This is a genomic window from Lamprobacter modestohalophilus, assembly GCF_016583905.1.
Lineage (GTDB): Bacteria > Pseudomonadota > Gammaproteobacteria > Chromatiales > Chromatiaceae > Lamprobacter > Lamprobacter modestohalophilus.
Genome location: NZ_NRRY01000008.1, coordinates 70,721 through 84,349, shown reverse-complemented (window position 1 = coordinate 84,349; position 13,629 = coordinate 70,721). Strand labels below are relative to the sequence as shown.

At 62.8% G+C, this 13,629-nt stretch carries 13 protein-coding genes and 2 tRNA genes; 5 read left to right on the top strand and 10 right to left on the bottom strand.

Annotation, left to right across the window (positions count from 1 at the left end; all coding sequences use genetic code 11):
• Positions 1-104: 104 nt before the first annotated feature.
• The 9 genes from CKO42_RS07235 to CKO42_RS07195 all read right to left on the bottom strand — a co-directional run bounded on the left by CKO42_RS07235 (position 105) and on the right by CKO42_RS07195 (position 8,936).
• A complete protein-coding gene (locus tag CKO42_RS07235; protein WP_242479187.1) occupies positions 105-1,052 on the bottom strand; it encodes a TolC family protein in 948 nt (315 codons plus the stop codon).
• A gap of 251 nt (positions 1,053-1,303) precedes the next feature.
• On the bottom strand, positions 1,304-4,066 hold the full coding sequence (gene polA, locus CKO42_RS07230; protein ID WP_200241166.1) for a DNA polymerase I: 2,763 nt from the start codon (positions 4,064-4,066) through the stop codon (positions 1,304-1,306).
• Positions 4,067-4,237: 171 nt separating this feature from the next.
• Positions 4,238-4,972 carry a 16S rRNA (uracil(1498)-N(3))-methyltransferase gene (locus CKO42_RS07225; protein WP_200241162.1) on the bottom strand — a complete coding sequence of 245 codons (735 nt, stop codon included), beginning with the start codon at positions 4,970-4,972 and terminating at the stop codon, positions 4,238-4,240.
• 51 nt (positions 4,973-5,023) lie between these two features.
• On the bottom strand, positions 5,024-5,419 hold the full coding sequence (locus tag CKO42_RS07220; protein WP_200241161.1) for a DUF423 domain-containing protein: 396 nt from the start codon (positions 5,417-5,419) through the stop codon (positions 5,024-5,026).
• A gap of 221 nt (positions 5,420-5,640) precedes the next feature.
• Positions 5,641-5,994: a TusE/DsrC/DsvC family sulfur relay protein gene (locus CKO42_RS07215; RefSeq protein WP_200241160.1), complete on the bottom strand. Its 354-nt coding sequence runs from the start codon at positions 5,992-5,994 to the stop codon at positions 5,641-5,643.
• Between the two features lie 279 nt (positions 5,995-6,273).
• Positions 6,274-6,741: a DUF302 domain-containing protein gene (locus CKO42_RS07210; RefSeq protein WP_200241159.1), complete on the bottom strand. Its 468-nt coding sequence runs from the start codon at positions 6,739-6,741 to the stop codon at positions 6,274-6,276.
• A 65-nt stretch (positions 6,742-6,806) separates the two neighbouring features.
• The gene (locus tag CKO42_RS07205) at positions 6,807-7,304 is read right to left on the bottom strand and encodes a hypothetical protein (protein ID WP_242479186.1); all 498 of its coding nucleotides are present in this window, start codon (positions 7,302-7,304) and stop codon (positions 6,807-6,809) included.
• A gap of 176 nt (positions 7,305-7,480) precedes the next feature.
• Complete coding sequence (hypB, locus tag CKO42_RS07200) at positions 7,481-8,314, bottom strand: hydrogenase nickel incorporation protein HypB (RefSeq protein ID WP_200241153.1); 834 nt, start codon at positions 8,312-8,314, stop codon at positions 7,481-7,483.
• Between the two features lie 253 nt (positions 8,315-8,567).
• On the bottom strand, positions 8,568-8,936 hold the full coding sequence (locus CKO42_RS07195) for a hydrogenase maturation nickel metallochaperone HypA/HybF (RefSeq protein WP_200241151.1): 369 nt from the start codon (positions 8,934-8,936) through the stop codon (positions 8,568-8,570).
• 249 nt (positions 8,937-9,185) lie between these two features.
• On the opposite strand from CKO42_RS07195, the gene CKO42_RS07190 reads away from it, so the two are divergent.
• The 3 genes from CKO42_RS07190 (at position 9,186) to CKO42_RS07180 (ending at position 11,288) form a co-directional block, all read left to right on the top strand.
• Positions 9,186-9,261 (top strand) — tRNA-Lys (locus CKO42_RS07190).
• Positions 9,262-9,399: 138 nt separating this feature from the next.
• Positions 9,400-10,416: an OmpA/MotB family protein gene (locus CKO42_RS07185; RefSeq protein ID WP_200241148.1), complete on the top strand. Its 1,017-nt coding sequence runs from the start codon at positions 9,400-9,402 to the stop codon at positions 10,414-10,416.
• Entirely contained in the window at positions 10,413-11,288 is an 876-nt protein-coding gene (locus CKO42_RS07180; protein ID WP_200241145.1) for a motility protein A, read from the top strand. The genes CKO42_RS07185 and CKO42_RS07180 overlap by 4 nt, the downstream gene beginning before the upstream one ends.
• Before the next feature lie 81 nt (positions 11,289-11,369).
• Here CKO42_RS07180 and CKO42_RS07175 read toward each other — a convergent pair.
• Positions 11,370-11,444: transfer RNA gene (locus tag CKO42_RS07175), tRNA-Glu, on the bottom strand.
• A 107-nt stretch (positions 11,445-11,551) separates the two neighbouring features.
• On the opposite strand from CKO42_RS07175, the gene pcnB reads away from it, so the two are divergent.
• Positions 11,552-13,027: a polynucleotide adenylyltransferase PcnB gene (gene pcnB, locus CKO42_RS07170; protein WP_242479185.1), complete on the top strand. Its 1,476-nt coding sequence runs from the start codon at positions 11,552-11,554 to the stop codon at positions 13,025-13,027.
• The gene (gene folK / locus CKO42_RS07165; RefSeq protein ID WP_200241143.1) at positions 13,020-13,628 is read left to right on the top strand and encodes a 2-amino-4-hydroxy-6-hydroxymethyldihydropteridine diphosphokinase; all 609 of its coding nucleotides are present in this window, start codon (positions 13,020-13,022) and stop codon (positions 13,626-13,628) included. Before pcnB ends, folK begins: the two co-directional genes overlap by 8 nt.
• Position 13,629: the final 1 nt, after the last annotated feature.

The following is a 13,629-nucleotide window of genomic DNA, read 5'->3' as shown; positions in this document are numbered from 1 at the left end:
GCTTGATTGGGAAGCGCTTGATAGGGCAGCGCTTGAGAGGAGGGCGCTTGAGAGGGCAGCGCTTGATACTGAAGTGCATAATCGCGAAGCGTCATAGCGCTCGATCATGGTGTTTGCCCTCGAAGTGCATTGAGCTCGGCGCGGGTAAGCGCCCGGCAGAAGGCGGTCTCCTGCTCATCCCGCCGTGCCTTGGTCTGCTGGCTCATCGAGAAGCCGAGGTCGGCCTTGGCTTCGAGTTCGTACAGGGTGCGGCTCTCGTCGAGCTTGAGGTCACGCCAATCGGACTCACTGCGGGCCTGCTCGGCGATCACCTGCAGCAGTTGCAGACGGGTCAGCAGTTCGAGGGCGCGCTCGCGCACGGCCATCCGCACCAAGGCTTGCTCGGCATCGCTGCGGCCCTGCATCAAGGTCTTGACCTCTGGGTTGTGCTCGATGGCCGCGTTGACCACTGTATCCAGGTCCATCGACTCCGGAGTGGAGGCGTCAAGCGCTGGTGTGATCAGCTGGCGGGGCAAGGAGGCTGGATGTCCCATCGCCGTTGCGAGCATGGCACGGGTGACGCGCTGCGCGGCCTCGCTGGCGGCGCGCTGACGCCGGATCAGCTGATAATCGGCTTGCAGCTCGGCGGTGCGCAGCGGTGAGAATTGTCCGAGCGCTTCGCGCGCTTCGGCGCGGTCGAACTGGATGAAGGCGACGGCCATCGCCTCGTTGTCGCGCGCAAAGCTGAGGTCGGCCAGCAGCACATCATAGAAACGCTGTGTGATCTCGAGCCGCTGGGCATTGGTGCTGCTCAGCAACGCGGACCAGGCGACATCGCGCTCGGCGTCGTTGACGCGCGCGCCGCTGAAGGCGAGTGAGTGGCAGCCGAGATAGAGGGGCTGAGCGCGTGGGAGGTCGAGTGATGTCCCTGTTGTGGCTTGCTCGGCGCGCACGCGCGGATGGGTCTCGGCGAAGCCAAGCGCCTGTTCTAGGCTGAGCGGGTCGGGCACGTCGACCAGCGCTTCATCGGCGTTTGTCGTCGTCGTGGCGACGGTCGCTAGCAGCATGACCATCAACAGGTGCGGAGCAGCTATTCGCAACCTGGCTGGCGCGACCCTCGCTAACGACGGAGCAGTGGTTGCCCCCTTGGCTGTCAAAGGCAACGATCTGATGCTTGGGCAGGGGCGCCCTGGGGTGTTATCAGCGATGGTGTCGCCGGTTCTGTCGGCAGTTGATGATTGCCTCATTGCAATCGCTTCCTCGTTGGTGGTTTAACCTGAATTCCGCGCGATTCATCTGCCGGGTGGCGCTAATGGAGCTGGTATCAGTGCGCCTCGTCCCAGTTGTCGCCGATGCCGGCCTCGACCAGCAGCGGGACTGCCAGTTCGGCGGCGCCTTGCATTAGTGCGCAGATGTGAGAGGAGACAGCATCTGCGGCCTCCTCGGCGACCTCGAACACTAGCTCATCGTGCACCTGCATGATCATTTGCACTGGCGGCTGCTCGGTCCGAATCCAACTGTCGACCTGGATCATCGCACGCTTGATGATATCCGCCGCTGTGCCCTGCATCGGGGCGTTGATCGCGGTGCGCTCGGCGGCGCTGCGCAGTTGATGGTTACTGTGGCCGATATTGGTGAGGTAGAGCCGGCGGCCGAAGAGGGTCTCGACATAGCGGTCCTGGCGCGCTTGCTCTCGGGTCTTGTCCATGAAGACGCGCACCCCGGGGTAGCGGGCGAAGTAGGCGTCGACATAGTCCTGCGCCTCTTGCCGCTCGATGCCGAGCTGGCGCGCGAGTCCGAACGCCGACATGCCGTAGATGAGGCCGAAGTTGACCGCCTTTGCCGAGCGGCGCTGCTCGTTGGTTACCTCCTCGGGCTGCAGCCCGAGGATCTCAGCGGCGGTGGCGCGGTGGATGTCCTGGCCAGCGGCGAAGGCGGCGAGCAGGCGCTCGTCACCCGAGAGGTGGGCCATGATGCGCAGCTCGATCTGCGAATAGTCAGCGGCGAGCATGCGGCAGCCCGGCTCGGGGATGAAGGCGCGGCGGATGCGGCGGCCGGCCTCGCTGCGGATCGGGATGTTCTGCAGGTTGGGGTCGCTGGAGGACAGCCGACCCGTCGCCGCGACCGCCTGGTGATAGCTGGTGTGCACGCGGCCGGTCTGCGGATTGACCATCGCTGGCAGCTTGTCGGTATAGGTGGAGCGCAGCTTGCTCACGCCGCGATGCTCGAGGATCAGACGCGGCAGCGCGTAGCCGTCTTCGGCCAGTTTCTCGAGCACGGCCTCGGAGGTCGAGGGGGCGCCCTTTGGGGTCTTGGCGACGACTGGCAGCTTGAGCTGATCGAAGAAGATGGCGCCGATCTGTTTCGGCGAGCCCATATTGAAGCGGCCGCCGGCTTCGGCATAGGCGCGCTCCTCGAGCTCGGCAGCGCGCTCGGCGAGGGCGCGGCTTTGGGCACCGAGCTCGTCGCTATCGATCCGCACACCGGTGCGCTCGATGCGTGAGAGCACCGGCACTAAGGGGATCTCGATCTCGCGGTAGACTCGGGCTAGGCTCGGTATCGCCTCGATGCGCGGCCAGAGGTTTTGGTGCAGCCGCAGGGTGACGTCGGCATCCTCGGCGGCATAGGGGGCTGCGGTCTCGAGTGGGATCTGGTTGAAGGTCAGCTGCTTGGCGCCCTTGCCGGCGACGGTCTCGAACTTGATGGTGTCTTGATCGAGGTATTTTTTCGCTAGCGAGTCCATGTCGTGCCGGGTGGCGGTGCTGTCGAGCACATAGCTCTGCAGCATGGTGTCGTGCGCGATGCCTTGCATCGTGATCCCGGCGCGGGCACAAACGCTCATATCGAACTTCAGGTTCTGGCCGAGCTTGAGGCGCTCGGGGTCTTCGAGCAACGGCTTCAGGGCGTTCAAGACTTGGTTGCGATTGAGCTGATCGGGCGCGCCCGGGTAATCGTGTGCGAGCGGAATATAAGCGGCCTGGTGCGGATCGACTGCGACCGAGATGCCGACGATGTCAGCGCGCATGTAGTCCAGCGCATTGGTCTCGGTGTCGAAGGCGAACAGCTCGGCTTGGCGCAGGCGTTCGAGCCAGTCATCGAACTCGGCTTGATTGAGGATGGTCTGATAGTCGGCTGCGGGTCGTTGTGAACGGCCGAGCGCGTGCTGATTCGTTGAAGACTGGCCTAAGGTGTTTCCGTTTCCATCCGAGCTGCTAGCACTGTCTTGCCGTTCGCCTTCAGTGAGCGTCGCCAGCAGCCGTTTGGACTCGATGCGCTCGTACCAGGCGCGCAGTGTCTCCTCATCGGGCGGGCTCGGCTGCAGGTCGGTCGGTGCCAGATCCAGCGTGACATCGCGCTTGATGGTGGTCAGCTCGCGAGCAAGCGGGAGTTGGTCGAGCGCTGCGCGCAGGTTCTCGCCGACCTTGCCCTTGATCTCGTCGGCGTGGCTGATCACGCCATCGAGGTCGCCGTAGTGCTCGATCCATTTGACCGCGGTCTTCGGACCACACTTGGGCACGCCTGGGATGTTGTCGATGCTGTCGCCCATCAGGCTCAGATAATCGATGATCCGCTCTGGCGGCACGCCGAACTTGGTCTTGACGCCGGCGGGGTCGAGCAGGCTATCGGTCATGGTATTGATCAGCGTAATGCGCTCATCAACCAGCTGCGCCATGTCCTTGTCGCCGGTCGAGATCAGTGTTCTCAGGCCTTGCTGCGCGGCGCGGGTGGCGAGGGTGCCGATCACATCGTCGGCCTCGACCTCGGGGATCTCGATCAGCGGCAGGCCCATCGCGCGAATGATGGCCTTGAGCGGGTCGAGCTGCTCGCGGAGCTCGTCTGGCATCGGCGGGCGATTGGCCTTGTACTCGGTGTAGATCGCATCGCGGAAGGTCGGCCCCGGCGCGTCGAAGACCACCCCAATGTAGGCCGGCGCGGTCTCGTCGATGAGCTTGCGCAGCATGCTGAGCACGCCGATCAGGGCGCCTGTGGCCTCGCCTTTGGAAGTGGTCAGCTTGGGCAGCGCGTGGTAGGCGCGAAACAGGTAGCCGGAGGCATCGACGAGGACGACAGCGTACTGGGCGAGCATGATGGTGATGGGGCGGTTGGTCTATGCGGCAGGGTGGCTTGAGGGGGAACGTTAGCACGGCTTCCGCCTTCAAGTGCCAGGCTGACGTTCACAGCGGGTTGGGGCAGCGGGTACTTGCTTAGCCTGAATCTCACGCGATTCATTCTCCGGGGTGGCGCCGCACCATGAGCGCTAGGTTGCGCGAAAATCTCCCCAGAGTGTCTGAATGGCGGCAATGGCGGCGAGTGGGGCCGTCTCGGTACGCAGCACTCGGGGGCCGAGCCGCACGGGCGTGAAGCCCTGTGCCTGTGCAAGGTCGCGCTCTTTCTGTGCAAGTCCGCCTTCCGGGCCGATCAGCAAGCTGAGGCGGTCAGCCGGCGCTGGCAGTTCGGTGATCGCTCTCGCGGCTTGGTGGTGCAGGAGAATGCCGCCGGGCTGCTGCTGTTGGAGCCAGTCGGGCAGGTCGATGACAGGCGCTAGGGCTGGCAGCCGCCGCCGGCCGCTTTGCTCGCAGGCCGCGATGACCACGCCTTGCCAATGTTGTGCGCGCTTGGCGAGGCGCTCGCCGCTCAGGCGCACGAGGGTGCGGCTCGAGAACAGGGGTTGGATCGCACTGACGCCAAGCTCGACGGCCTTCTGCAGGGCCAGATCCATGCGCTCACCACGGGAGACGCCGAGGGCGAGGCTGATCGCCAAGGACGGCGCTGGCTCGGGCGCGCCGACGCTGAGGACATGGACGCTGATCTGATGACGCGTGTTGGACAGGATCTCGGCGCGGTAGTCATGGCCATCGCCATTGAACAGCGTCAGTGGATCACCAGCGCCAAGCCGCAGGACTTGAGCGGCATGCTTGGCCGGCCGCGACTCGAGCGCGATCTGCCCACCGACGCTGAGCGGTTGGTCGGTGTAAAGGCGATGCTCACGCATGCTCGGGCGAGCTTGGGTTGGCGCTAGCCGACAGCATCCGGCAGGTCGTCTTCAGTTGCCGGGTGTGAGCTGTAAGGCTGCGGCGGCGGCGACGCCCCAGCCTGCGACCAAGAGCAGCCCCCCGATCGGGGTGATCGCCCCGAAGACACCGATCCCGGAGAGCACGAGCACGAACAAGCTACCGCTGAAGATCAGGGTGCCGATCACCAGTAGCCAGCCGGCGATGCCGAGTAAGCGCAGCGCAGCGGCGGGCGTGTTAGCTGACCAGGTCAGCGCGGCAAGCGCGAGCAGCGCAGTGCCCTGCCAGCCGAGGTAGTGCGCCGCGGTCGTCCAGACCTCGGCCCGTTCTGGGGTGACGCGACCTTCTAGCGCATGAGCGCCGAAGGCACCAAGGATGACAGCGCCGAGTCCGAACAGGGCGCCGATCGTAGCAAGCAGGCGAGTCATTGGGCGTCAAGTGGCCTTGGTTACCGTGAAATGGGGTTACCGTGAAATAGGCGCTTCATCATCTGGGATGGCGATGCGCCATGTCCGTTCGCTTGGATCTTCGCCAGGAGTGTACGCAATGACGCCTCGCCAGGCGACCGAGGTGTTGATCTCGGCGCGCCGGCGAGGCGGTCGGCAGGTGAACAGACCAGCTAGGCGGTATGCGGTTGGACCGAAACGCCTTAGCAGGAATGGCAGTAATGATCAGGCAGGCCGGCGATGCGGCAGGCCTGTTTGCAGCCACCATCCGGGAACAGGCCTTCGAGCTTTTTGCGTGTGCAGGGCGTGTGCTCGGAGACCTTCTCTCCGATGGTGCGGATGATCACCTTCGGCGACGGGGGCATTTCGTGGAAGGCGTAGTACTCGCGTAGGAACTCGATCACCGTCCAGTGGCACTCGGTGAGGCTGAGGCCTTCCTGTTGCGCCATGGCATAGGCGAGGTCGTTGTCCCAATCTTCGAAGCGGGCGATAAAGCCCTTCTTGTTGAACTGGACCTCGCGCCCGGCGATCTCTCCAACAACATTCATCGCAGTCATTTGGTTTGCTCCTCCACCTGAGATCGGTGGATATCCTGGTTTCTCGGGATGCGCTTGCCGTTGCTGGCAGCTTCAGTCCTTGGCCGGATCTGAAGGCACCATTGGTATATCGGCTTATCGTTGTATTAGTAGGTCGTGGAACAGCATTCTTCTGGGCTGTCAAGGAAATATAGCCCTATATTCCGATAACGAAACCCCGCAAACCAGGATCTGGGTCAATTGACCGGAGGATGCTTGTGCGGTGGCCCTCGATTTGCGGGCCATCCTGTGCTTGTGGATCTACCAGCTCACGGCGTCTTCGGCGATCTGTTCGAACATGGCCGCGACCTCCCGCATGGCCGCACTCTGCTCGGTTTCAGCGGCGGGAATCTTGCGATGCGCGACATAGGTCGTCTCGGACTCGTCGGGCAGGGTGTAGACAGCGATGATAAAGGGGCAATTCACGATTCGACGTGGATCTTCGCTGATCATCTTGCGCGATAAGACCGCGCTGCAGAACTCCACCGAGTCGGCTTGGCCGAATAGGGAGTCGCCGAGGCCGAGGTCGGCGCCAGTTCGCTCGAGCATCTCGTTCATGTGCATTACGTTATTGATGAACATGCCGCGTTGCTCGATCGCGAGCTTGAGTCCGTCCATGACGTCGGAAAAGCTGCTCTCGCTTTCGTATACGGCGTAGTCTTCGGCCGCGGTTTGCGTGGCTGCGCATAGCAGTAGCAGGCTCACTATGAACGCCTGGAACCTCTTCATCTGTGCTGCTCCTCTGTCATCAGCCCGCGGTCGTGAACGACCGCGGGCTGGGTCTCTGGGCGGGTTTAGTATTGGTCCATGGGGCGGAAGGCTGGCGCTGACGGCCAACCCTCGCCAGCACTCTGGCCTTGGGGTGGCTGGGAGCGGCTTGGTGGCGCGTTACGCGATTCGAGCTGTTCGATGCGTCGTTTCAGTGCCTCGATCTCGCGATCTTTGGCGCTGTTGCTGGTCTCAGGCGCCGATTCGCTCGCTGGGGGCAGTGCGGGTGCCGTGTAGGCAGGCGCCCCATAGGCTGGCCCTTGGGTGCCATACGCCGGAGCGCCATAAGGCGAGTAGCCGTAGCCATGGCCTCCATAGGGAGCATAGCCGGGAGCGCCATAAGGGCCTGGGGCATGAGGTCCCCATGGACCTTCGTCATAGTAGTAGTCGTTACTGTCGCCGCCAAACCAGCGGCCGGGATTGAACATGTCGCCGAAGCCCACTGCGTGAGCGGCTTGGTTGGACACCGCCAAGAGCGCGGCTAGCGCGATGGCCTTGCGAACAGGGTTTACTGCAGTGAACAAATCGAGATCCTCCATCCGGGTCACAGAGCTGGAATTGTTTTGGTCATGGGGTCTGCTGATGGTCTATGGCAGCTCAGCACGGCAACTGATGTCGGGCTGAGCTGGGCGAGATACTAGCGCGATGATCGCGGTCTGTCTGGGTCGCATTCGGCCGCCGCTTCGACTGTGCTGGTCGATTACGTGCTCGCATGTTGGTGCGTATGCAAGCGCGCCCCATCGGGCTGCACGCTTGGACGTGCGGTCTTGCCAGCAGCGCGACGCCGGCCCTGGGCGGCCACTTCCGCTCGCAGCCAGTCGAGCCAGGGTGAGAGTGCCTTCTGCTCGCCGCGGATCGCTACCCGCTCGAAGGGAACGCTGCTGGCGAGGTGGCGCAGATAACTCTCCGCCCGTGCCGGATCGAAGTCGTCGAGCACCGGCAACAAGTCGGCCTTGCTGAGCAGCACGAGATCCGCGGCGCGAAACATGACGGGATACTTGGCCGGTTTGTCGTCGCCTTCTGGAACTGAGAGCAGGGTGACGTTGCGATGCTGGCCGAGGTCGAAGCTGGCGGGGCAGACGAGATTGCCGACGTTCTCGATGAAGAGGATGTCGATGTCGGCAAGATCTAACTGGTGCAGCGCATCGTGGACCATATGCGCGTCCAGGTGGCATGCGCTGCCGGTGGCGATCTGGATCGCCGGCACGCCTTTGGCGCGAATGCGCTCGGCGTCATTCTCGGTCTCGAGATCGCCTTCGATCACCGCGATACGCAACTCGCCCTGAAGCGCCTCGATGGTGGCCTCGAGCAGGCTCGTCTTGCCCGCTCCGGGCGATGACATCAGATTCAGCGCAAGCAGGTTGTGGCGGTCGAAATGTTCGCGATTGTGTAAGGCCTGATGGTCGTTCTCGTCGAGCAGGCTGGTCAGCACCTCGACGGTGGCTCGACCGTCGGCGGTTTTGCTGTGTTTGCCGTCGCCACGGACGAGATGTTCATTGCCAGGCGTGATGTTGCAGCCACAGGTCTCGCACATGATGGTCTCCAAGCATTAAGTATGGTCGCATTGGGCATGGTCGGATTGGGTATGGTCGGATTGGGCATGGTCGCATTGGGTATGCCCAACGATGTAAGCGCGACTATAGCAGCGCTGCTCGGCGCGAATGCACCTGGCGCGACGTCAGCGCCAGCGCTTGGGCGCCCAGCCATGTGCCCAGCCATGCGTCCAGCCATGTGCCCAGCCATGCGTCCAGCCATGCGTCCAGCCATGTGCCCAGCCATGTGCCCGGTTAGAGGGTTTCGCTCGCGTCTTCTGGAAGGCTCATTTCGAGGCTGGCGAGCAGCATCTCGTCGCCGCTGATGAGCTTGGTGTGATAACTGCCGCAGCTCGCGCAGAGCAGTCGGTTGGGTGTCGCCTCAGTCTCCGCGCTACAATCTAAACATTGGACCCGGACAGGGGCCGGCTCGATGTCCAGTTGCGCGTGCTCGGCGATGGTGCCAGCAGCGGCGAGCGGATAGGCGTTCATGAGCAACGGCGCCTCGACGCCGGACAGCGGTCCGATGCGCAGTAGGATGCGCTCGACGCGCTCGGCGCGGTGCTCCTTCGCGATACGCTCGACCTGGTCGAGCAAAGACATGCAGATCGAAAGCTCATGCATCGCCGGCCTCCTGGCGTTGATGGCATCGACGCGGTGCGTCGGCCTTAGGGCTGCGGCTGTGGTGACGCATGGTGTCTTGCTGGTCGATTGGCGGCTGTGTTCGGTGGCACATCATGCGAGTGGTTGGTCCGTTAACGATTCTGATCGGGCGATTTTGGGGTGGACGCCACGGATGGCGCTGAATTATCATAGTGGGCTTGGTCGGGAGCAGCTCATGGTTGCCTGCTCTGCCGACGCTCACGCCGAAATGGGCCGTTAGCTCAGCTGGTAGAGCAGGGGACTCTTAATCCCTTGGTCGTAGGTTCGAATCCTACACGGCCCACCATCATCTTTCGCTTGCGGTATCCGGCTGTAAGCACTATTTCTAGCGCATACTAACCCCTCATAACGACCAGCCATAGGCGCGCCTGCAAAGGGACGTTGGCGGTTGGATTTTGATCTGCTTGCAGGGCCGTCAGTTTGCATGGCCGATACATCAAAATATTTCGACCCAAACGAGAGCGAGCCCGAGGCTAACGTCCGCGTTTCGGATAAGTCTCCCCAGACTGTGGCCACCGCTCCAGTCAAGTCTGAAACCTTGGCCGAGCCCGAGTCCCCGACCGCGCCACCGGTGTCTCAAGAGCCGATGCCAGGCGGTCCACTTGCCTGGCGCCGCGATGATGGGTTGGCGCTCGCTCAGGCCGATGCCTACCTCGGCAGCCACTGGGCTGTGCCTTGGTCCGATCTCATGATGGTAATGTTCGTGCTGTTCGCGGTTCTGGTGGCGGTTCTGATGCGTGAGAACCGCGAGCTCGTGGAAGCTGCTGAGCGGCAACAACCGGTCCCGATATCAGTGCCAACCCCGACCCCAAAGCCGACCCCCACGCGAGTGCCGAGCTTCGAGCCGCTGATGCGGGTGAATGTCTTTCAGCGGAGCCAAGACGCAGTGCGTGATGCGCGTATCGACAATGTCGAGATCGTGCTCATGAGTGACCAGTCGGTGAAGGTTAGTGTGCAGGGGCCAATGTTCTTCGAACTTGGTGAGGCGACGCTGCGGCCCGAGGTGCGGGCGTTTCTCGACCGCTTGGCCCGCGTCATCGGGCAGACGTCATTCGCGGTGCAGGTCGTCGGCCATACCGATGACCATCCAGTCGATACCGAGGTCTTCCCGAGCAATTGGGAGTTGTCCGCAGCGCGTGCTGCCCGTGTGGCCCGCTATCTCATCGACAGCGCGGGCATTGATCCGCGTCGGTTTACGGTGATGGGTCGAGGCGAATTTGAGCCGGCGGTTGTCAACACCAATGATGTCAACAGAGCTCTTAATCGACGCGTGGAGATTATTATCACCCGCAACGAAATTAAGCCCCGAGAGTCCTCCGAACTGCCAGATGCGGAAATGCCGGTCAGCGAGACAGCCGAGCTAGACAGGGTGCTGCTGAGTCTGGACCCTGTTAGCGTTGTGACTGGTACATTGATGCCGAGCACGGAGATGCGGAGATGACCCGAGTCAATTACCTGGCCGTCATTCTGTTTGGCGGGATTTTTGTCGCCAGCTTCATGCTCAGCAGCGACGTCGGTCTTTTCCTCAACCTGATCGCAATCACCATCGTTGTCTCAGGCACCCTGGGCGCGACCTTTCTCAGCTATCCGGCCAGCGACATCCGTGCGGCCTTCTTTGTCGCGCGCAACAGCTACACGCAACGGCCACCCACGGAGCATGAGATTATCGATTCTCTGCTCGACCTAGCCGTGCGCTCGCGGCACAGTGGCATTCTGGCGCTGGAAGTCATCGAAGAGCAGACGACGATCAGTTTTTTGCGCTCTGCCCTCGGCATGCTGGTCGATGGTTACAAGCCTGCTGAGGTTCGCGATATCCTCTCGACGGAGATGCATTATTTCCGCCAGCGTCGTTTCCAGCATGAGAAGCTGTTTCGGCACATGGCCCGCTTGGCGCCGGCCTTTGGTGTCGCGGGCTCGGTGGTTGGGTTGATCGGCATGGTGGCTGGTATCGGCGACCCTGAAGTGATCGTCAGTACGATACCGATCGCCTTGACCTCGACCCTTTACGGTATCGTGATCGGCAATTTCCTGCTCACGCCGATCGCCGAGAACATCAGTGCGAAGACCGAGAAGGAATTGATGCTGCAGACGCTGATCAGCGACGGTGTGATGGCGATCTTGCAGGAGCACAACACCATCAAGCTGGCGAGGAAGCTGGAGTCATTCCTGACACCCGCTGGCCGCACCGAGCCCGCGCGAAGCCTGCTGGAGATTCGCGATCGCTACCGCGCGTTACGTGGTCAGCCGACCACCATTGGCGAGTCGAAGCCGCTAGACGATGAATTCCGGGCGATGGGTAATAGCCGCATCTAGTGCCAACCTAACGTCGACCTAACCGCAAGCGCCTTGGGCAACGATGACGGTTCTGGCTGGCTAATGCGGGTCTCAAGGAGATGGCGCTCCCTAGGGGATTCGAACCCCTGTTACCGGCGTGAGAGGCCGACGTCCTAACCACTAGACGAAGGGAGCAGAAGCGCTGAGCAGAATCGCGTATTATACGCAGGTCGCCGGCGCGCTCAAGTCTCTTTCAGCGTTTTCGGTTCAGTTGTCTCCAAACCTAAGGAAGCCTGGTTCGATTGCTCTCCGCTAACCTTCCCGAGCCTCTCATCATCCCGCGCCCGGAGCACCCGATCTCCCGCGCCAACATCAGCCCGAATGCCTTGAAGGTTCTCAATCGGCTGAAACAGGCCGGGTTTCAGGCGTATCTGGTCGGTGGTGGCGTGCGCGATCTGCTCCTCGGTCATGAGCCTAAAGACTTCGACATCGCGACCGATGCGACGCCGGAAGAGGTCCGTAGCGTGTTCCGCAACTGCCGCCTGATCGGCAGGCGCTTCCGGCTCGCACACGTCTTCTTCGGTCGCGAGATCGTTGAGGTTGCGACCTTCCGCGGCAGCAATGCCGATGGCGGTAGCGACGCACAGGTCACCGAGCAGGGCATGATCCTGCGCGATAACGTCTACGGCAGCATCACTGAAGACGCGCTGCGCCGCGATTTCACGGTCAACGCCCTCTATTACAATATCGCTGACTTCTCGCTGGTCGACTACGCTGGCGGCCTCGCTGATATCGAAGAGGGACGGCTGCGGCTGATCGGCGATGATCCGGTGGCGCGCTATCGCGAAGATCCGGTGCGGATGCTGCGTGCGGTGCGCTTTGCCTGCAAGCTGGGCTTTATCATCGATGATGACTGCGCCGCGCCGATCCGCGCGCTTGCGGAGCTGCTCGGAGAGATCTCGCCGGCGCGTCTGTTCGAGGAGACGTTGAAGCTGTTTCATAGCGGCTATGCACTCCAAGCCTTCGAGAAGCTGCGCCACTTCGACCTGTTCGCGCAGCTCTTCCCGGAGACCGATGCGTGCCTCGCGCGCGAGGATCATGCATTCCCGATCACCTTCGTCAGCCGCGGGCTCGACAATACCGACCAGCGTATTCTCGAAGGTAAGCCGGTGGCCCCGGCGTTCTTGTTTGCGGTGCTGCTGTGGGAGCCGGTGCGTCTTCGCTATCAAGCCTTGCTCGATGACGGGGTGCCCTCGGCCGATGCCATGGCCTTGGCCTCGCAAGAGGTCGCCTCGGCGCAACAGCAATGGGTCGCCATCCAAAAGCGCTTCGCCTTGCCGATGCGTGAGATCTGGGCCCTGCAGCCGCGGCTGGAGCGGCGCCAGGGCAAGCGGCCGATGCTGCTGCTGAGTCATCCCCGATTTCGTGCGGCCTATGACTTCCTGCTGTTGCGCGCCGAGGCCGGTGAAACCGATCCTGAGATTGCGCAATGGTGGACACGCTTTCAGGCTGTCGATGCGGCAGAGCGCGCGAAGATGCTCGGCAGCACCCCGCAGCAGCGCAAGCGTAAGCGAAGGAAGCGCAAGCCGAAGTCGGACTCGCTCGCCGCGGGAGCTGCGGCGGCTGCTGGTGCCGGTGCAGGGGGCGCGACCGGAGCGATGCCTGCTGACGGTGGAGGCGCGGGAGCGGGGTCTGTTCCGCCGAGCACAATCGACGCTGGACCGGCTGATGGCCAGTCGGGGCGTCCCTCGCAGCGCAGGGAGAAAGCGCATGACTAAATCGTCCAGGGACGCATTGGCGCCGTGCGTGCCGGTCTACCTTGGGCTCGGGGCCAATCTCAGCGATCCCCGCCGCCAAGTCGAGCAAGCCCTGCTGCAGTTGCAGACCTTGCCCAGATCTGAGGTGACGGCGGTGTCGTCGCTGTATCGAACCTTGCCCGTTGGCCCAGCGGATCAGCCTGACTTCATCAATGCGGTTGTGCAGCTCGACACCCAGCTCGAGCCGCTGGTGCTGTTGGCGGCGTTGCAGCAGATCGAGTGTCAGCACGGCCGCATCCGTAACGGCCAGCGCTGGGGTCCGCGCACCTTGGATCTCGATATCCTACTCATCGGTGAGCAGGTGCTGGCGCTGCCACAGCTGTGCGTTCCGCATCCACAGATGCACTGTCGGGCCTTCGTCCTGGGGCCGCTGGCCGAGATTGCTCCGCCAGGGCTCGAGATCCCCGGTCAGGGCCGCTTGGATGATCTGCTCGCCGCGGTTGCCGATGAGGCCGACACCATGGTTCGGCTGTGCGCCGGCGACCCGGGTGATGCCGTCGTGGGGGCCTTTGGCGGCGTTGCGTTACCCAGGCTGCGAGGCGCTGCCACAGGCCAGCGTTGAG